Here is a 19,179-nt window from a genome sequence, read left to right as displayed (position 1 = left end):
CAGGCCCTACGGGGCGGGCAGGCGGACGACCGCCGTGCCGCTGCCGAGATCGACGACGGTGCGGTCCGGCGGTGCGCCGTCCTCCTCGTCGTCCCGCAGCAGCATCTGGTCCACGGCGACTGCCGCGAGGAGCAGCATGGCCAGGCCGGGCAGTGTCACGAGTGGTCAAGCCCATGCGTCAGTGTGCCCGTGGCTTTCCGGCCGCGGTGGATTCCTACCGCGCGAACACCGGGCGCCGCGCGGCCGGCCGTACGGCCCCGGCCCGCGCCACCGTTCAGCCCTTGACGGCGCCGCCCAGGGTGAAGCCGCCGCCCAGGCGCTTGGAGATGAGGATGTAGAGCAGCAGCACGGGCGTGGAGTACAGGATCGAGAACGCAGCCAGCTCGCCGTAGGCGATGGAGCCGAAGTTACCGAAGAACGTGAAGATGCTGACGGACGCCGGGAGTTGCTCCGGGCTGATGAGGAGCATGAAGGGGACGAAGAAGTTCCCCCACATCATGATGAAGCTGTACACGGTCACGACCGCGAAGCCGGGGCCCATCAGCGGGAGGATGACGCGGACCAGGGCCTGGAGCCAGCTCGCTCCGTCCGTCCACGCGGCCTCCTCCAGCGCCACGGGAACGCCGTCCATGAAGTTCTTCATCAGCCAGATGGCGAACGGCAGTTGGGACGTCGCGAGGAAGAACGATGTGCCGTGCATCGTGTCGATGAGGTTCGTCTGCACGAACAGGCCGTAGACCGGGACCATGACGGCCGTGATGGGCAGGCACGTCGTGAAGAGGATGGTCAGCAGGTACGGGCGTGCGAAGCGGGCCCGGTAGCGGGAGAGCGGGTAGGCGGCGAGGGCCGCCGCCGTGACGGTCATCAGCGTCGCCCCGCCGCACAGCAGCAGGCTGTTGAGCATCGGCGTGAAGGTGATCTCGTCCGTCAGCACGGCTGAGAAGTTGTCCGTGGTGAGGGAGCTGGGCGGGTTCACCGTCATCCCGGGCTGCTTGTCCACCGACGCGAACAGCAGCCACAGCAGCGGCAGTACGAACGAGGCGACGATGACGAGCAGCCCGACGTCGGCGGCGAGCCGCTGCCGAACGGGCCTGCTGAGCCTGCGGCCGGGGGAGGGACGGCGGCCCGTCGCGGCCGAGGGGTTCCGGCTTCCGCTGGTGCCGGGTACGGAGTCGTGGATCGCGGTCATCGCCGGCCTCAGACCTCCTCGCGCATCAGGCGCAGATAGACGACCGAGAACAGCGCGCCGACCACGAGCAGGAGCAGCGCCACCGCGGTGCCGTAACCGATGAGGGACTTGTTGAACGCCTGGTCGTACATGAAGATCGGCAGGGTCTCGCTGCGGCCTCCCGGGCCGCCGCGTGTCATCGCCCAGATCAGCCCGAACACCGAGAGCGTCTGCAGGGTGTTGAGCATCAGGTTGGTGCCGATGGAGCGGCGGATCATCGGGAGCGTGATGTGCCACAGGCGCTGCCACGCGCCCGCCCCGTCGACCTCGGCGGACTCGGTGACCTCCTTGGGGATCTCCGAGAGCGCCGCCGAGTACACGAGCATCGAGAACGCCGTCCCGCGCCAGACGTTGGCGAAGGAGACCGCGACGATCGGCAGCGTGTAGAGCCAGTTCTGGGACGGCAGGTTCAGGAAGCCGAGCACGGCGTTGAGCGTGCCCTCCTTGTTGAAGAACGTGTAGAGCAGGAAGCCCGCGACGATCTCCGGCAGCACCCAGGCGCTGATGACGACCGCCCCGGTCACGGACCGTACGGTCTTCGACGCTCTCGCCATCAGGGCCGCCAGCGTCAGCCCGAGGGTGTTCTGGCCGAGGATGCTGGAGATGAGCGTGAAGATCAGGGTCAGGACGACGGCGTTGATGAACTTCGCGTCACCGAAGGCCCGTTCGAAGTTGTCGAAGCCCACGAAGGACGCCGACGCCTGGCCCGTCAGCTGCATGTCGGTGAACGCGATGTAGACGCAGTACGCGATCGGCCCGGCAAGGAACAGCAGGAGCAGGAGCGTGGCGGGGGCGATCGGCAGCCAGCGCAGGGCGCGCGTGCCCTTGCCGCGTGGATCGCCGGGGGAGGTGCCGCCCCCGCCGGGGCGCCCCTTGCTGACGGGCGAGGCGATTCCGGTGGTGCTCACTTCGTCGTGACCGCTCCGTCGGTGATCGATTCCAGTTGCTCGTCATAGGACTTGGCCGCCTCGCCGACGGAGCCGTCGCCCGTGGTCACCGTCTCCATGGCCTCGGTTATCGCGGTGGAGACCTGCGGGTAGACGGGCAGAGCGGGACGGTACTGGCTGTGCTCGACGCGGTCGGTGAAGAACTTGATGCCGGGAAGCGAGTTCAGGTACCGCTCCTCGGCCGCCACGTCCTTGCGCACCGCGATCTGCGAGCCGCGCACGCACCACTCGACGGCGTTCTTCTTGGTCTGGAAGGTCTTGATCATCTCCCAGGCGAGGTCCGGGTTCTGCGACTTGGCCGGGACGGACCACGTCCAGCCGCCGGACATGCTGACCTCGCCGGGCTCCTCGCCGTTCTGCGTCGGCATCGGGGCCATGCCCATGGTCTCGTCCCACTCGGGCCACGGGCTGCCGCCCGTCTTGATCCAGTTGTTGCTGAGGAACGAGCCGTCGATTCCGATGGCCAGCTTCCCCTTGGGGAAGAGGTCGGTGCCGACCTTCGTCTGGATGTTGGGGTTGAGGGCCGCGTCGACGTCGGGGCCGAGGCCGTCGCCGTAGACCGTCTCGACGAACTTCAGACTGTCCTTGAAGCCCTTGCTGCCCTTGACCCACTTCTTCGACTTCGTGTCGTAGAGCGGGTCCTCGCCCGTGCCGTAGAGCAGCATCTCGAAGCCCTGCATCGCGGCTGCCTCGCCCGCCGCCTTGCCGGTGAAGACGTTGAGAGGGATCTTGCCGGGGACTTCCTTCTTGACCGTGCGGGCGGCGTCCAGCACTTCGTCCCAGGTCTTGGGCTTCCAGTCCTCCGGCAGCCCGGCCTTCTTGAAGATCTTCTTGTTGAACCAGATGGCGCGGGTGTCGGTTCCGTCCGGCACGCCGTAGGTCTTGCCGTCCTCGGCCTTCGCGGCGGTCTTGGCGCTGGGCTCGAACTGGTCCCAGGCCTTCCACTTCTTGAGCTTGTCGTCGAGCGGGCGCAGGTAGCCGCTCTTGATGTCGGAGTTGATGAGGAAGGTGTCCTCGTAGACGAGGTCGGGCGCGGTCTTGGGCGAGCGCATCATCTGCTGGATCTTGGAGTAGTAGTCCTGCTGCGACGCCTGGATCGGGATGATCTCGACCTTCTTGCCCTTGTGCTTCTTCTCGAACTCCTCGGCCACGTCCTTGACGAAGTCGTCCCGCACCGTGACTTTCTTGTCGGTGTCCTTGGGGAAGGCGATCTTGATCGTGTTCGGATCGCTCGCCGAACCCCCGCCGCAGGCGGTGAGGGTGCCTGCGGCGAGGACTGCGGCGATGCTGAGGGCCAGCGGGGTGGCGGGGCGCACGGGCATGACGGGCCTGACCTCCTTGGGCCACGGCCCGGCGGCCCGGAGGGGCCGCAGGCCGCGTCGGACGGCTTTGTCCGTACAATCACCCGGCCGTCGTGTTCAGGTCAATGGCCGTGCGGACATGCAGTTCAACACCGTGACAACGTTGTTATGAACCTCCCGGGCCGTCTGACCGGCGCCGTTGCCGCCATGCCGGTACCGCGAAACCGGTACCGCACCGCTCAACCCGTGTACCCGGCAAGGGTTTTGGAGAATTCCCAGGGCTGCTGGTCGACGCCGCTGCACGAGTCGGCGCCGCCGCCGGTGCAGGGGCGGTCCCGGTTGACGGACCAGAAACTCACGCGCGCCAGGTGGTGTTCCTTCGCGTAGTCGACCATCGAGCGGAAGTCGGCCGGTGAGACGGATTCGCCCTGCACGTCGGTGACGCCGTTCATCGAGGAGAAGCCGGACTTGCGGTACGCCTCGTCGGTGGAGATGCCGTAAGCCGCGCCCACTGTCTGCGCCAGTCCGTCCACCGCGGAGCGGGTCGCCGCGGCCAGGTCCGTGGTGCCGTCGCCGAAGTCGAAGGGCATGACGGTCCAGCCGTCCACGTCCAGTCCGGCGGCGGCGCCCTTCTGGATGAGGTCCTTCCCGTTGGCGTTGGGGCCCTGCGTGGTGGTGCCGAAGGTCAGGTAGACCTTGATGCCGGCGTTGCCGTCCTTGACGATCTTCAGCGCGTCGACGACGCGCTGCCGGGCGGCCTCGCTCTCGAACTCGGTCGACTCGATGTCGACGTCGATGGACTTCAGGCCGTAGGCGTCGATCACCTTCTGGTAGGCACCGGCCAACTCCGCGGCGCTGGAGCACACTTCGCCCAGCTTGCTGCCGCTCCAGCCTCCGATGGAGGGGGTGATGTCGCCTCCGGCGGCCTGTACCGCTTCGATGGTCTGCTCGTCCTGGCCCCCGGCCAGGGGCCTGCTGCCGTCCCAGGCGGGCGAGCAGCCGCCGTCGGAGAGGATGAAGGCCATGGTGAGCTGGGTGAGTCCGGTCTCCTGCATCAGGTCCACGGCGTTCGGCGGGTTGCCCCAACCGAGGTAGAGGTAGGGGCCGTTGAGTCCGCTCGGCGCTGCGGCCGCCAGGGCTCCAGCGGTGGGTTCGGCTGCGGATTCGGTGGCGGGTCCGGTGGCGGGTTCGGCGGCTTGCGGCCGGTGCGGAGTGCCGTCCGGTGCGGCCTGTGCCTGGCCCGCGAGTGCGCACGAGGCGACGAGAGTCGCGGCCAGGGCGAGGCCCAGGCGGTGCCGACTACCTGTCGTGGCTCGCTTGTTGCTCTTCGTAGTGGTGTGGGGGCGCACGTCAAGCTCCCGTCTACGGGGTGGGGAAAGGGACTTGGGTCATGCGGAATGCGGAGTGGTGCGGCCCGCACGCTAGCGCGGGAGCATTGGTCCAGACAATAGAACGGTAAGGAAAGGTTCCAGTCGATCGATCCGCCGGGCACGCGCCCCTGCTGCCCCGGCTCGACTTGAGCTGCTGGTTCCGTTCAACTGCCCTGTGTCGGCCCGGCGTTGGACGTCGAAGCCGGTGTCACTCGCTGTCTCCTCGCACGACCGCGGCGTAGCGCTTGCCCAACTTGCGGCGTAAAAGCTGGAGTTCACCCGCGGCGGTGGCCAGAACGCCCATTGAGGGCGGGCCAGGCGCAGTCGTGTGCCACCACTCCGAATCGGACTGGCCTTCGAGCGCCTGGGCGCGGATCAGGGTGTCGATCTCCGTCACGTGCTGCGCGAAAGCCTGTGCCCACTCCTGCTCGTCCGGGCGGAGGAAAGGTGAGCGGCGGAGAAGGAGGAGATTGACCTGCGTCAACCTCGAGTCGGCAACGGCGGGGCCCCGCGTGAGGGACGTCCTCTGGGCCTCCTCAAGGTCGGACAGCGCCTCCCAGACCTCCTTCAGGGCCTCGACCCGCTGGGTGCGGAACTGTGCTCTCGCCTCGCGGGCCTGGGCTCGCTGCCATTGCCACAGACCGGCCGCCGTGGCCGTTCCCGTCCCCAGGAAGGTGAGAACGCCCACGGCGACAGTGTCCGAGATCATGGTTCTCAGGCTACTTAAGTATGCGAAGTCCGCCCAGAGCGAGCCACGTTGGGGATACGGAGGCCCATGGGAGCCGCATCGGCCGTACGCTGCCGGTCATGCCTGCCGACGAGCCCACGATCCTTGCCACCTCAGGCGGCCACCGGCTGGGAGGCCGCACCATGGTCGAGTTCGACGCGCTCGTGCACCACGCGGTCGAACTGTCCGGGGCGCACGGCCGGCGGCCCCGCGTCCTGTACGTCGGCACGGCCATCGGAGACGCCGAGCATTTCACCGCCCGCATGACCGAAGCTGCCCGCGTGGCCGGATTCGACCTGACGCCGCTGCACGTCTTCCCCAGACCCAACGTCGAGGACGTGGCGGGCACGGTGCTCGAGCAGGACGTGGTCTGGGTGATGGGCGGTTCGGTCGCGAACCTGCTTGCGGTGTGGCGCGTCCACGGGCTCGACGCCGTCTTCCGCAGTGCCTGGGAGGCGGGCGTCGTGCTCAGCGGTGTCAGCGCCGGTTCGATCTGTTGGTTCCGCGGCGGCACGACGGACTCCTTCGGACCCGAACTGCGGCCCGTCACCGACGCGTTGGGCTACCTGCCGTACGGCAACGGCGTGCACTACGACAGCGACGCCGGGCGCCGCCCGCTCGTGCACCGGCTGGTCGCGGACGGAACCCTGCCGGAGACGCACTGCACCGACGACGGCGTGGGTCTCGTCTACCGCGGCACCCGCCTCGCCGAAGCCGTCTCGGAGAGTGCGGGCAAGGGCGCCTACGTCGTCGTGCGGGAGAACGGGAGCGCCGTCGAGGAGCGCATCGAGCCGCGGCGGCTCCCGGAGCCCTGAGCGCGCCGGGCCAGGGCGCCGGCCGTTCAGTCGCGCCAGCGGTAGCACAGTTCGGGACGCCCGACCTGGCCGTACTGCGGACTGCGGTCAGCCGTCCCGCCGTCGACGAGGTGCTCGAGGTAGCGGCGCGCGGTGATCCGGTTGACGCCGAGCCGGTCCGCCGCCGCGCTCGCCGTCAGCCCGGTGCGGCCCGCGTCACGCAGCGCCGCCGTCACCGCCTCCAGCGTCGCGGCGCTCAGCCCCTTGGGCAGCTTGGGCACTTCGGGAGCGGTACGGAGCACCGACAGCGCCCTGTCCACCTCCGCCTGGCTGCCGGCCTCGCCGCCGGTGCCGGCGGTCGTGCTGCGGAACTGCGCGTACCGCTGCAGCCGGTCGCGCAGCGTCGGGAAGGTGAACGGCTTCAGCACGTGCTGCACGACGCCGAGGGAGACGCCCTCCCTGATGACGGTCAGGTCGCGTGCCGACGTCACCGCGAAGACGTCCGTCGTCCGGCCCGCGGCGCGCAGCGCCCGCAGCAGCGCCATGCCGTGCCCGTCCGGGAGGTACAGATCGAGCAGGATCAGATCGACGGGCGACCTCTCCAGCGCCCGCAGCGCCTCGGCGCGGGAGTGGACGACGGCGGCCACGGCGAAACCGGGGACGCGCGAGACGTACAGCGCGTGCGCGTCGGCGGCCAGGGGATCGTCCTCGACGACGAGCACCTGTATCGGCCCGGGGGCGCTGCTGCCGCTCATCCGTCCTCCCGGTGCCGGTCCCCATGCGGGCCTTCGCCGGGCGGAGCGTCCTTCTGCAGCGGCAGCCGCACCGAGAACTCCGCGCCGCCCTCCGCCGACGCCCCGACGTGGACTCTGCCGCCGTGGCGGTCCACCGCCTGCCGGACGAGGGCGAGCCCGAGTCCCCGTCCCCGCTCCCCGCCGGAGGCGGGCTTGGTCGACCAGCCGCGCTCGAACACGGTCTCGGCCTCCTCGGGCCGAACGCCGGGGCCGGTGTCGGCGACGCGGACGAGCAGCACGGCCGGGTCTCCCCCCACGCTCTCGGTGCGCAGGGTGACCCGCACGCGCGGGGTCACGGCGGAGCCGAGGGGGAGCGTCGCGACCGCCCCGCCACGGCCGGTCCCCTCCGCCTCCGGGGCCTCCGCAGGCCGTTCCCCCGCGGCGGGCTCCGCCTCCGCGGGGGACGTTCCGGCGCCGCGTCCGCCCGCGGAGCCGGGGACGGGGCCGGCCGCCGCGGCCGCGTCCACCGCGTTGTCGACGAGGTTGCCGAGGACGGTGACCAGGTCGCGCTGCGGCAGCTCCGGCGGCAGCAGCCCGTCGCCGATGTAGCTGTCGGGGGTGAGCGACAGCTCGACGCCCCGCTCGTTCGCCTGCGCCGCCTTGCCGAGCAGCAGCGCCGCCACGACCGGCTCGGCGACGGCGGAGACGACCTCGTCGGTGAGGGCCTGGGCCAGCCGGAGCTCCTCGGTGGCGAAATCCAGCGCCTCGCCGGTACGTCCCAGCTCGATCAGGGAGATCACGGTGTGCAGGCGGTTCGCGGACTCGTGGGCCTGCGAGCGCAGCGCCTCGGTGAAGCCGCGCACCGAGTCCAGCTCCCCGGCGAGCGACTGGATCTCCGTGTGGTCGCGCAGGGTCACCACGGTGCCGCGGTGCTCGCCGCCGTCCACGGGCGAGGTGTTGACGACGACCACGCTGTCGCCGGTGAGGTGCACCTCGTCCACGTGCGGTTCCCCGGAGAGCAGCGCCTCCGTCAGTGCGCGCGGCAGCCCGAGCTCCTCCACGCCGCGGCCCACCGCGCCGTCGCCGCTCCCGTTTCCGCCCGGGCCGGGCGAGGCTCCCGCCCGTCCCCGTCCGACGCCGAGGAGTTCGCGCGCCCCGTCGTTCATGAGGGCCACGCGCTTCTGCCCGTCCAGCATGACGAGCCCCTCCCGCACGGCGTGCAGGACGGCCTGGTGGTAGTCGTGCATGCGGCTCAGCTCCGCGGCGTTCATGCCGTGCGTGTGCCTGCGCAGCCGGGCGTTGATGAGGTACGTGCCGAGGCCGCCCAGCGCCAGCGCGCCGCCCGCGACGCAGAGCAGGACCGTCAGCTCCCGCCGCAGCTCCTCGGTGATGGCCTCCACCGCGATGCCCGCGCTGACGAGCCCCACCACGCGCCCCTCGTCCCAGACTGGGGTCACGACGCGGACGGACGGCCCGAGCGTCCCCGTATAGGTCTCGTGGAAGGTGCGGCCGCGCGCCGCCTCCCCGATGTGGCCCACGAAGCGGCCGCCGATCCTCGACGAGTCGGGGTGCGTCCAGCGCACGCCCTCCGTGTCCATGATCGTGACGAACGTGACGCCCGTGTCGTGCCGCACCCGCTCCGCGTACGGCTGGAGCTGCTCCTCGGGACGCGGGGTGCGGATCGCCTCCACCACGGAGGGGGAGTCGGCCGTCGCCTTGGCCGTCGCGGCGGCCCTCTGCCGCGCGGACTCCTCGGCCTGCGCACGGTCCGTGACGTAGCCGTACACGGCGCATCCCGCGACCAGCACGGCGACGAGGACGGCCTGCATCACGAAGAGCTGGCCGGCCAGGCTTCGTGGCCGCCGGGGTGGACGGGGAGCGCGCATGCGGCCAGTCTGCCTGGTGGAATTTCCGTGCACGTAATGCACGCAACGGTGACGGCCGTCACTGCCGGGGTGCATAGTCGCCGGGACCCGGCAGCGACCCGGCGCGAGGACGAGCCGTACGGATCCGGTGCGTATCAGGGCACCGGGCCCGGTCACAGCCCGTCCGGCCCGCTTCCGGTCGTGGCAGTCAGAGCCGCAGTGAACGTACAACGAGGAGCCCGACGTGTCCCAGCAGACACCTCCGCAGACGGAGCCGCCCGCACGGACGAAGCGGGACCGCACGAAGTATCTGTACCTGGCCGTGATCGCCGCCGTCGTGCTCGGTGTGATCGTCGGCTTCGCCGCGCCGGATGCGGCCAAGGAGCTCAAGCCCGTGGGCGAGGGCTTCGTCAACCTCATCAAGATGATGATCTCGCCGGTCATCTTCTGCACGATCGTGCTGGGCGTGGGGTCGGTCCGCAAGGCCGCGAAGGTCGGCGCCGTCGGCGGTCTGGCCCTCGGCTACTTCATGGTGATGTCGACCGTGGCGCTGGGCATCGGCCTGGTCGTCGGCAACATGCTCGACCCGGGCAGCGGTCTCCAGTTGACGGAGGCCGCCAAGGAGGCCGGTGCGGCCGAGGCGGGCGGCAGCGAGACCACCAGCGAGTTCCTGGTCGGCATCATCCCGACCACGCTGGTGTCCGCCTTCACCGAGGGCGAGGTCCTGCAGACGCTGCTGGTCGCCCTGCTCGTCGGGTTCGCGCTGCAGGCGATGGGACGCGCGGGCGAGCCGGTCCTGCGCGGCATCGGGCACATCCAGAAGCTCGTGTTCCGCGTCCTCGCGATGGTCATGTGGGCCGCTCCCGTCGGCGCGTTCGGGGCCATCGCGGCAGTGGTCGGCGAGACGGGCCTCGACGCCCTCAAGGCCCTCGCCGTCATCATGGTCGGCTTCTACGTGACCTGCGCGCTCTTCGTCTTCGTGGTGCTCGGCGTGCTGCTGCAGGCGGTCTCCGGGGTGAACATCTTCTCCCTGCTGAAGTACCTCGGCCGGGAGTTCCTGCTGATCCTCTCGACGTCCTCCTCGGAGTCCGCGCTGCCCCGCCTCATCGCGAAGATGGAGCACATGGGCGTCAGCCGGCCCGTCGTCGGCATCACCGTCCCCACCGGGTACTCCTTCAACCTGGACGGGACGGCCATCTACCTGACGATGGCCTCCCTCTTCATCGCCGAGGCGATGGGCGACCCGCTCTCGATCGGCCAGCAGATCTCCCTCCTGATCTTCATGATCATCGCCTCCAAGGGCGCCGCGGGCGTCACCGGCGCGGGGCTCGCCACGCTCGCCGGCGGCCTCCAGTCCCACAGGCCCGAACTGGTCGACGGAGTCGGCCTGATCGTCGGCATCGACCGCTTCATGAGCGAGGCCCGCGCCCTCACCAACTTCGCGGGCAACTCGGTGGCCACCGTCCTCGTCGGCACGTGGACCAAGGAGATCGACAAGGCCCGGGTCAAGCAGGTGCTCGCCGGAGAGCTGCCCTTCGACGAGACGACGCTCCTCGACGACCACCTTCCGGAGGACAGCTCCGACGCCTCCGGAGCCACCGGGGACAGCGGGGTGCCCCAGCAATCCTCGGGAGCACCGGAGAAGGTCTCGACCGAGAAGTCCGGAAGCTGACCCGGCGGCGCCCGCCCCGGGGCGCCCACGGTGACGATCACGCGGCCGCGGCCGCACCCCGTCGTGTACGGGAGTGCGGCCGCGGCCGCGTGACGTGGGGCTGCGGAGCCGAGCCCCGCCGCGTCACCAGTCGCGCACCGGCCCGGTGTACGGGCGCAGCCACACGGTGGTCAGCGGCGGAAGCGTCAGGGTCACCGACGTGGGACGGCCGTGTGCCTTGACCGGCCCTGCGGCCAGCGGGCCGGAGCCGGTGGTGACGCCGCTGCCGCCGTAGCGCAGTTCGTCGGTGCTGAGGACCTCGCTCCACGCCGCATGCGTGTCGGGCAGGCCCAGCCGGTAGCCGGTGCGGAGGACGTCTGAGAAGTTGCAGACGGCGGCGAGGGGATCGCCCTCACCGTCGAACCGGAGGAACGCGACGACGTTCTCCGTGTCCGGCCCGCCCGAGCCGTCGTGGATCCAGGCGAATCCGCCGGGCTGCGTGTCGAGTTGCCACAGCGCCGGGGTCCGCAGGTACTCCTCGTTGAGGTCGCGCACCAGGGTGCGCACACCGCGGTGCCGGGGCTCGGCGGGGGAGGAGGGGTCGAGAAGCCACCAGTCGGGGCCGTGAGACTGGCCCCACTCCGTCGTCTGGGCGAACTCCTGCCCCATGAACAGCAGTTGCTTGCCGGGGTGCGCCCACATGAACGCGAGGAAGGCGCGGTGGTTCGCGAACTGCTCCGCCCGGTCGCCGGGCATCCGGGAGACCAGCGGCCCCTTGCCGGCCGTGACCTGGGTGTGCGGGACGGGAAGCAGGCGGCTCTCCGCGTAGGCCGACGACATGGAGGACGTCAGCTCGGCGAGGTGCCCGGAACGCTGCCCGGGCTCCCTGCCCGCGTACGTCAGCGATCCGCGCATCCACGCCGTGTCCCAGGTGAAGTCGAAGCCGAGCCCCCCGTATCCGCTCTCGCCCACGTGGTGTGTCGCCCGCGTCACGCCGTCCCACGGCGCGGGCACCTCCGCGAACGTCATCACGCCGGGGCACCGGCGGTGCAGGAGCGCGTTCAGTTCCTGCAGCAGCGAGACCGCCTCGGGAGCGGGCCGCGTAAAAGCGCCGGAGGCCGGCCGCTCCGGTGCGGGCGGGGAGCCCGCCGCGAGCAGGGAGGCCACGCCGTCGACGCGGATGCCGTCCAGGTGGAACGTCTCGCACCAGTAGACGGCGCTGCTCGACAGCAGGCAGCGCATCCCCGGTCCCAGCGGCTCCCGAGGCGAGGCGAGGGCGGGCATCGGAGCCCAGGCCATGATCACGCCGATGCCGGCGCGGTGGAGCGCGTCGACGAGGCACTTGAGGCCGTCGGGGTCGCCGATGCCCGGGACGGGTGCGAAGAGCCCCTGCACGCCGTGCCCCGGAGCCCCGGTGGCGCGGGGTTCCGCGCACGGCATCAGCTCGACGTGTGTGAACCCCAGGTCCCGTACGTACGCGGGCAGTTGCTCCGCGAGTTCGCGGCAGGCCAGTCCCGGACGCCACGAGGGCAGATGCACCTCGTAGACGGAGACGGGCGCCGCCTGCGCCTTCCCGGCCCCGCGCCTGTCGAGCCAGTCGCCGTCGCGCCACCGGTGGGCGGAGGTGCGGACCACGGAGCCGTCGCCGGGCGGCACTTCGGCGAGACGGGCCATCGGGTCGGCGAAGAGCGTCCGGGAGCCGTCGTCCCGCACCGCCTCGAACTTGTAGACGTCGCCGTCACCGACGCCCGGCAGGAACAGCTCCCACACGTCGGAGGAGCCCAGCGCCCTCATCGAAGTGCCTCTGCCGTCCCAGCAGTTGAAGTCGCCGACGACCCGGACCCCGCCGACGCCGGGCGCCCACACCGTGAACCGGGTGCCCGTCACTCCGCGATGCGTCATCTCCCGGGCACCGAGGGCCTGCCAGAGCTGCTCGTGCCGTCCCTCGACGGCCGTCCGCACGTCCGACTCGCCGAGGGCGGGAGGGAACCGGTACGGATCGGCGACGCGCGCCAGCTCCCGCCGGCCGGCCTCCCCGTACTCGACGAGCAGCTCGTAGGCGGGCAACCGGCCTGCGGCCACCGCGACTTCGCCGGCGAAGAGCCCGTCCCCCTCGTCGGGCAGCCGCGCCCGCAGGCCGCCCTCCCCGGCGACCACCGTGACGGAGTGCGCGGCGGGCTGAAGGGTCCTGAAGCGGACCCTGCCGTCCGGCACGGTGCGGGCGCCGAGCACGGAGTGCGGATCGCGGTGGGTGCCCGCGAGGAGCCTGCCGCGGTCCTCCCCGGACAGGGCGGGTGCGGGACGGACGGACGTCGCCTTCGACGCGGCGGTCCCCCTGTCGTCGCCCGCCGCCCGCACCGTCCCGCCGGAACGGGGCGTCCGCGCACGGTGCGGAGCGCGGGTTGCGGGCGCGGGCGGGGGAGCGGGCGTCAGCTCGGTACCCCTCGGGTTCAGCGGGGACGTGCCGCGCCGGCCGGGCCCGCGTGTCGCCGGCTTCCCGCCGGGACCGCCCACCGGTGCGGCGATCGGGCCGGTCAGGGCCCCCAGCGACCAGCCGCCGGGGCGGTCGCCGTCGTGGCCGGCGTCGCCGCCGGCGAGGAAGGTCGCGGGGACGGCGGGCTGCGAGCGCCCCTGGCGGTCGGGTGACGAAGGCACGGTCACGGTCGGAACCTCCTGTAGACGTCGTTCGACGGGTTGCGGAGCGGCGGGGCGGCCCGGCCGGCACGCGCGGGCAGGACGCGTGCGGGGGCGGTGCGGGCGGATGGATCCGCGAGTCCGGGGGAAGCGGCACCGGCCGGGCCCGGATGCGCCGGGGCGCCGTCCGGACGGTGGGGAGGGCGGTCCTCAAGGGCGGTGCGGGACGCGGACCTTAGCGACATGGCGTCCGGCGTCCTTTCCCCGACGGTATGGAAAGCACGCAGATTGTCCCGAATCATGACTGCGTCTGTCCGTTTGTGCCCGACGTGTCGGGGATCTTCACGGGTGTGGCCCCCCCCGTCGCCGCTCCGGGACGCGCGACCCGGGCGCCGCTCACCGGCCGGTGAACGGCGCCCGGGATGCCTCAGGGGATCGGTTACTCAGGGGACCGGAGCCTCAGGGGAGCAGCGTGACGATCCGTGCCGCGGGTGAACCGCCGCCCACTTCGAGACGCAGGTGGTTCTCCCGGCCCCACTGGAGCGTGGCGCCGGTCAGCTCGTCGCGTACCGGGAACGTCTCGGCTCCCGCGGCCTGCGCGGCGCCCAGTCCGAACGCGGACAGGGCGTCCTCCTCCAACGTCAGCGTCGTCTCACGCGTGTTGTGCGGGTCGAGGTTGACCACGACGAGGACGGTGTCGGCCCGCGGAGCGTCGCAGTGCTTGGAGAACGCGATGACGTCCGGGCTGTCGCAGTGGTGGAAGCGGAGCGAACGCAGCTCCTGGAGCGCGGGGTGACGGCGGCGCAGCCTGTTGAGCCGGCCGATCAGCGGTGCGATCGACTCGCCGGCCGCCTCCGCGGACCCCCAGTCGCGGGGGCGCAGTTCGTACTTCTCCGCGTGCAGGTACTCCTCGCTGCCCGGACGGGACGGCGCGGCCTCGCACAGCTCGTATCCCGCGTAGAGACCCCAGGACGGAGACAGCGTCGCCGCCAGGACGGCGCGCGTCTGGAACGCGGCGCGGCCGCCCTCCTGGAGATAGGTGCTCAGGACGTCGGGCGTGTTGACGAAGAAGCTGGGCCGCAGGTAGTTGGCGGTCTCGCCTGCCAACTCAGTGAGGTGGTCGGTCAGTTCCTGCTTCTTGTTCCGCCACGGGAAAGGCGTGCAGGACTGCTGGAAGCCCGCCTTGGCGAGGGTGCGCATCACCGCCGGGCGGGTGAACGCGCCGGCGAGGAAGACCACATCCGGGTCGGAGCGGTTGATGTCGCCGAGGACTTTCTCCCAGAAGGCCACGGGCTTGGCGTGCGCGTCGTCCACGCGGAAGACGCGGACGCCGCGCGCCATCCACAGGCGCAGCAGCCGCACCGTCTCACGCACCAGGGCCCCGTAAGCGTCGGGGCCCTGGTCGAAGGAGAGCTGGTGGACGTCCTGGTGGGCGGGGGGCGGGTCCCCGGCGTGGACGGCCGCGCCGTCGGGGCCGTGGGCGAACCACTCCGGGTGCTCCTTGATCCAGGGATGGTCCGGGGAGCACTGGAGCGCGAAGTCGAGGGCGACCTCCATGCCGAGGGAACGGGCGCGCTCCACGAAGTAGGCGAAGTCCTCCTCGGTTCCGAGGTCCGGGTGCAGGGCGTCGTGGCCCCCGGCGGACGATCCCACCGCCCAGGGAGAGCCGACGCCGTGCGGGCCGGCGGACATCGCGTTGCCCGGACCCTTGCGGGACGTCTCCCCGACGGGATGCACGGGCGGCAGGCACACGACGTCGAAGCCCATCTCCGCGACGGCGTCCAGCCGCCGGGCGGCCGTGCGGAAGGTCCCGGACACCGGGGGCTCGTCCTCGGCCTCCGGGAGCACCGCGCCCTCGGAGCGGGGGAAGAGCCCGTACCACGAGGCGAACCGGGCCCGCTCGCGCTCCACTTGGAGGGCCATCGGACGCGTCGCGGTGACGAGTTCACGCAGCGGGAAACGGTCCAGGACGGCCTGCACCTGGGGTGTCAGCGCCGCCGAGAGGCGGGACGCGACAGGGCGGTTGGCGTCGCGCAGGGCCTCGGCCGCCGCGAGCAGGGTGTCCCGTCCGGCGCTCCTGGGCACCTGCGGGGCGGCGCGTTCGTGCAGGAGCGCGCCCTCCTCCAGGGTCTCCTCGGCGTCCGTGCCCGCGGGGACCTTCACCCGGGCCAGCTGCCGCCAGGTCGCGATCGGATCGGCCCACGCCTCTACGGCGTAGGTCCATCTCCCTTCCCTGTCGGGGGTGATCTCCGCTCCCCAGCGGTCGGTGCCGGGTTCGAGTTCGCGCATGGGCGTCCAGGGGCCGCAGCGGCCGGTGGAGTCTCGGAGTACGACGTTGGCGCCGATCACGCCCGGGCCTTCGCGGAAGACCGTCGCGGAGACGAGGAAGGACTCGCCCGGTACGGCTTTGGCGGGGTGCCGTCCGCAGTCGACGAGAGGCCGGACGTCGAGGACGGGGATGCGACCGATCATGTCTTCACCTGGGTGCATTGCGGGAAGATGGGCGGTCTGCGTGGCTCGCAGACTTCCGCCTGTTCTATCTGTTCCGCCTGCTCGTTCCCTGGTGCGGACATGGGCGCGGGGGGCAGCGTTCACCCGGCCGGGCCTGGGGTGCGCGGGCGCGGCAAGGGCGGCCCGGCCGCACCCGCGGCGGGCGAACTGCCGTGCGGCCGCACAGTCTCAGCGGCTCCGCTCAGCCGTGCGGTCCAGGGGCTCCCTCCCGGTCGTGAGGCCGCAGTCGCCCCGCCAACGTCGCCCGGCCCCGCCCACGTCGCCCGGCCCCGGCCGTAAAGCCCCGGCCCTGCAGCCTCAGTCGTGCAGCCTCACCGGGAACGACTGCAGGTCGTTCTGCGTGAGGACCGGCTGGTTGAGGATCTCTTCGACCGGAACGGCCAGTCGCAGTTTCGGGAAACGGGAGAACAGCGCGGGCAGCGCGATGCTCGCCTCCAGCCGCGACAGGGCCGCTCCGGGGCAGATGTGCGGCCCGTGCCCGAAGGTGATGTGGCGGGCGGGGGAGGGGCGGGCGATGTCGAACTCGTCCGCGTCGGGGCCGTGCTGCTCGGGGTCGCGGCCGATGGCGCGGTACGAGATGACCAGGCCCTCGCCCTTGCGGACGACTCCGTCACCCACCTCGACGTCCTCGGTGGCGAAACGCATCAGCAGATGCGTCGAAGGGGTGTCCCAGCGCAGCGTCTCCTCGATGACCGCGTCCCAGCCCACCTCGCCGTCGAGGACCATGCGCAACTGGGCGGGGTGGGTGAGCAGCGCCCGCACGGCGTTGAGGATGAGGCCGATCGTCGTCTCGTGCCCCGCCGCGACCATCGCCTTCAGATTGCCGACGACCTCCTCCTCGGTGAGGGGTTCGCCGCCCTGGTCCGCGAGGATCAGCGCGCTCGTCAGGTCGTCCCTGGGTTCGGCGGTGCGGGCCCTGACCATGTCGGTGAAGATGCCGTCGAGTTCGGCCATCACCGCGAGCCGCTCGTCCTGCGGCGTCAGCATCGAGAAGAACGCCTTGTAGAGGGTGTGCAGCCGCGGGTGCAACGCGGCGTCCACGCCCATCAGTTCGCTGATCACCGACATCGGCAGCGGCAGCGCGAAGACGGACTTCAGGTCCACCGCGTCGTACGCGCCCTTGCCGGCCAGCTCGTCCAGCAGCCGGTGGGTGATGCTCTCGATGACGGGGCGCATGGCCTCCAGACGCCGCGGCGTGATCGCCTGCGCGGTCTTCGTACGCAGCCTCCGGTGCTCAGCGCCGTCCACCGTGAACATCGAGCGACCGGAGTCGATCATGCCGATCAGCGGCCACTCCTGGGTCACTTCGCCCGTCCGGTACAGCGTCCACTGGTTGATGTCCTTCACCAGACGCTGGTCCGTCAGCAGGCGACGGGCCTCGGCGTGGCTGGTGACGGACCAGGCCGGGACGCCCATCAGCTCGATGCGGACGAGCGGGCCGGACTCGCGGAGGCGGCGCGTCTCCTCGTTCAGGTTCCGCACCAGGGGGTCGATGACGAAGGGGCACTGCGCGGCCGGGACGCCGCTCGCGGCGGGCCCGGCCTGGTCACGGTGCTCCGGTGAGTGGGGTGAGGGAGCGCTCATCGTGTGCCTTTGATGGGAGGGGTGGGGGTGAAGTGCACGGGCAGGGCCGTCACCCCCTGCTGGAACGCCGAGGGCCGCCTGGTCAGGGACTCGGCGGGGACGGTGAGGTCGATCTCCGGCAGCCTGTCGAGCAGGACTTCGATGCCGACCCGGACGATGGTCTCGGCGATCTCCTGCGCCTGGAACGGGCACTGGAACTCGCCGTGGCTGAACGCGAAATGGGCGCTGTTGCCGCCCCGCAGGCCGGTGTCCGCCCCCGCCGAGGTGACGTGGACCTTGGGGTCGGCGTTGGCGCCCGCGAGACCGAGCAGCAGCAGGTCGCCGGTGCGGATGTGCTGCCCCGCGAGCCAGGTGTCCCAGGCGGCCCAGCGTCCCGGCAGGATCTGCGTGGGTGTCTCCTCCCAGAGGACCTCGTTCATGGCCTCGGGGATGCTGCGGCGGCCGCCGGTCAGGGAGGCGGCGAAGCGGTCGTCGGTCAGCATCAGGCGGACGGAGTTGCCGATCCAGTCCGACGTCGGCAGGTGGCCCGCGGCCGTGATGGCCATCAGGTCAAGCGCGTACTCCTCGTCGGTGAACGGCTCCGGGTGCGCCATCATCCAGGAGGTGACGTCCGGGCCGGGCTGCTCCCGCTTGGCCGCGACCAGTTCGTTCATCATGCGGCCGAACGTCGCGAAGCCCTCCAGGGCGTCGGCGCCGCCGTCGGCGAGGGCGCTCATCGCCTTGCTGAGCACCGGTGACTCCTCGTCGGTGAAGCCGAGGATGCGGGCGAGCACCAGGAGGGGCAGCGGCTTGGCGTACTCGGTGATGATGTCCGCCTCACCCCGCCCGCAGAAGCCGTCGAGCAGCTTGTCGGCCAACTCCTCGCAGTGCTTGTTCAGTTCGAGGGGGCTGATGTTGTCCATGGCGCTCTGCACCATTTCGAGGTGGCGCCTGTGCTCGTCTCCGACGGTGTAGTAGATCGACGGTCGGCGCTCGCCGATCATCGGCCGCAGCGGCCAGTCGTCGGGAAGGTTGTCCCACTGGTTCCACAGGCCGGAGTCGCGGGGGAAGGCCGCGGAGTCGCTCGTGACCTGGTACATCTCCTGGTACCCGATGACGAGCCAGGCCGGGATGCCGGCGGGCAGCACCACCGGTACGACGGGACCGTGGTCGCGCCGCATCTCGCGGTACAGCTCGGTCGGTGCCGTCTCGAAGCGGGGGCCGAACAGCGGCACCGCGTCGGAGTGCGCGGGGCACTGGGGCGGCGGGGTGGTCGCCGCGCTGAGGGCGTCCTGATGCGCCGTCACGGGAAAAACCTTCCATGTGGGGGATCGCGACCGGTTCGTGCGGGGGCCGGAACGAGCGACCTGAGTACGCTTCCGGCGGCGTCGCGGGAGGGAGCTGGTCAGGAACCCTCCGCGGGTGCGCCTCACGCTCGCCGCTGTCGGGTGCGAGCGTGCCCCTGGGCCCGGACCGGGCCCGGCCCTTGCTCTCCGTTCACCTCCGCTTTTGCCGCCTGGCGCGGTACTTCAGCGCCTGCGAAGTCGCGCCCCCGGACGCGCAGATGACCCTGCCGTCCCGCCTGCCCCCAGGACCCCAGGGTCCCTGAGCCCCAGCAGCTTAGGGCTGGAGTGGGGAACGGGTCGAGAGCAGGAGCAGGTCCATTCACCGGCGGCTCCACTTCGCGTGGGTAGCACGCCGTATGTGCCGGAATCGTGCTGGATGTGCGTGCGGCCTGGGCCGTGGGGAGGCGCCCGTCCGTGCGGCGGTCCGCGACGGGGGGGGTGCCTCTATGTGTTTCGTCAAGCGGTGGTTGGGGTGCGTGGTTCGTAGAAGGTGCCGTCTCTGAGCATG

General features: G+C 71.3%; 14 protein-coding genes. 2 read left to right on the top strand and 12 right to left on the bottom strand.

The genetic code is table 11. The features are described 5' to 3' along the window. Nucleotides 1–6: 6 nt before the first annotated feature. The 6 genes from IEY56_RS27275 to IEY56_RS27250 all read right to left on the bottom strand — a co-directional run bounded on the left by IEY56_RS27275 (nucleotide 7) and on the right by IEY56_RS27250 (nucleotide 5,555). Nucleotides 7–159 carry a DUF6191 domain-containing protein gene (locus tag IEY56_RS27275; RefSeq protein ID WP_189039986.1) on the bottom strand — a complete coding sequence of 51 codons (153 nt, stop codon included), beginning with the start codon at nucleotides 157–159 and terminating at the stop codon, nucleotides 7–9. A gap of 115 nt (nucleotides 160–274) precedes the next feature. Further along, nucleotides 275–1,189, bottom strand: a complete 915-nt coding sequence (locus IEY56_RS27270; RefSeq protein WP_189039953.1) for a carbohydrate ABC transporter permease — start codon at nucleotides 1,187–1,189, stop codon at nucleotides 275–277. Between the two features lie 8 nt (nucleotides 1,190–1,197). After that, nucleotides 1,198–2,040 carry a carbohydrate ABC transporter permease gene (locus tag IEY56_RS27265; RefSeq protein WP_229712248.1) on the bottom strand — a complete coding sequence of 281 codons (843 nt, stop codon included), beginning with the start codon at nucleotides 2,038–2,040 and terminating at the stop codon, nucleotides 1,198–1,200. Between the two features lie 92 nt (nucleotides 2,041–2,132). Continuing rightward, the gene (locus tag IEY56_RS27260) at nucleotides 2,133–3,497 is read right to left on the bottom strand and encodes an extracellular solute-binding protein (RefSeq protein WP_189039952.1); all 1,365 of its coding nucleotides are present in this window, start codon (nucleotides 3,495–3,497) and stop codon (nucleotides 2,133–2,135) included. A 218-nt stretch (nucleotides 3,498–3,715) separates the two neighbouring features. Beyond that, nucleotides 3,716–4,825 (bottom strand): chitinase, encoded by a 1,110-nt coding sequence (locus IEY56_RS27255; RefSeq protein WP_189039951.1) that lies wholly within the window; start codon nucleotides 4,823–4,825, stop codon nucleotides 3,716–3,718. 229 nt (nucleotides 4,826–5,054) lie between these two features. Continuing rightward, nucleotides 5,055–5,555 carry a hypothetical protein gene (locus tag IEY56_RS27250; protein ID WP_189039950.1) on the bottom strand — a complete coding sequence of 167 codons (501 nt, stop codon included), beginning with the start codon at nucleotides 5,553–5,555 and terminating at the stop codon, nucleotides 5,055–5,057. A 98-nt stretch (nucleotides 5,556–5,653) separates the two neighbouring features. Here IEY56_RS27250 and IEY56_RS27245 point away from each other — a divergent pair, with 98 nt between their 5' ends. After that, nucleotides 5,654–6,388, top strand: coding sequence for a Type 1 glutamine amidotransferase-like domain-containing protein (locus IEY56_RS27245; RefSeq protein WP_189039949.1), 735 nt, complete (start codon nucleotides 5,654–5,656; stop codon nucleotides 6,386–6,388). A gap of 26 nt (nucleotides 6,389–6,414) precedes the next feature. Here the strand turns inward: IEY56_RS27245 and IEY56_RS27240 are convergent, their stop codons facing one another. Then, nucleotides 6,415–7,122, bottom strand: coding sequence for a response regulator (locus IEY56_RS27240; protein WP_189039948.1), 708 nt, complete (start codon nucleotides 7,120–7,122; stop codon nucleotides 6,415–6,417). Then, entirely contained in the window at nucleotides 7,119–8,987 is a 1,869-nt protein-coding gene (locus IEY56_RS27235) for a sensor histidine kinase (protein ID WP_189039947.1), read from the bottom strand. The genes IEY56_RS27240 and IEY56_RS27235 overlap by 4 nt, the downstream gene beginning before the upstream one ends. Nucleotides 8,988–9,210: 223 nt before the next feature. On the opposite strand from IEY56_RS27235, the gene IEY56_RS27230 reads away from it, so the two are divergent. Further along, the gene (locus IEY56_RS27230; protein ID WP_189039946.1) at nucleotides 9,211–10,638 is read left to right on the top strand and encodes a cation:dicarboxylate symporter family transporter; all 1,428 of its coding nucleotides are present in this window, start codon (nucleotides 9,211–9,213) and stop codon (nucleotides 10,636–10,638) included. Nucleotides 10,639–10,761: 123 nt separating this feature from the next. Here the strand turns inward: IEY56_RS27230 and IEY56_RS27225 are convergent, their stop codons facing one another. From IEY56_RS27225 to IEY56_RS27210, 4 genes are all read right to left on the bottom strand, one after another. Next, nucleotides 10,762–13,278, bottom strand: a complete 2,517-nt coding sequence (locus IEY56_RS27225) for an alpha amylase C-terminal domain-containing protein (protein WP_229712246.1) — start codon at nucleotides 13,276–13,278, stop codon at nucleotides 10,762–10,764. A 432-nt stretch (nucleotides 13,279–13,710) separates the two neighbouring features. Next, nucleotides 13,711–15,723 carry a maltotransferase domain-containing protein gene (locus tag IEY56_RS27220; RefSeq protein ID WP_189039945.1) on the bottom strand — a complete coding sequence of 671 codons (2,013 nt, stop codon included), beginning with the start codon at nucleotides 15,721–15,723 and terminating at the stop codon, nucleotides 13,711–13,713. A gap of 336 nt (nucleotides 15,724–16,059) precedes the next feature. After that, nucleotides 16,060–17,346, bottom strand: a complete 1,287-nt coding sequence (locus tag IEY56_RS27215; protein WP_189039944.1) for a cytochrome P450 family protein — start codon at nucleotides 17,344–17,346, stop codon at nucleotides 16,060–16,062. Further along, nucleotides 17,343–18,632: a cytochrome P450 gene (locus tag IEY56_RS27210; protein WP_189039943.1), complete on the bottom strand. Its 1,290-nt coding sequence runs from the start codon at nucleotides 18,630–18,632 to the stop codon at nucleotides 17,343–17,345. Before IEY56_RS27210 ends, IEY56_RS27215 begins: the two co-directional genes overlap by 4 nt. Between the last annotated feature and the right edge of the window lie 547 nt (nucleotides 18,633–19,179).

It is taken from the genome of Streptomyces daqingensis, assembly GCF_014645895.1.
Taxonomy (GTDB): domain Bacteria; phylum Actinomycetota; class Actinomycetes; order Streptomycetales; family Streptomycetaceae; genus Streptomyces; species Streptomyces daqingensis.
This window is presented reverse-complemented; position numbering and strand designations above follow the sequence as displayed.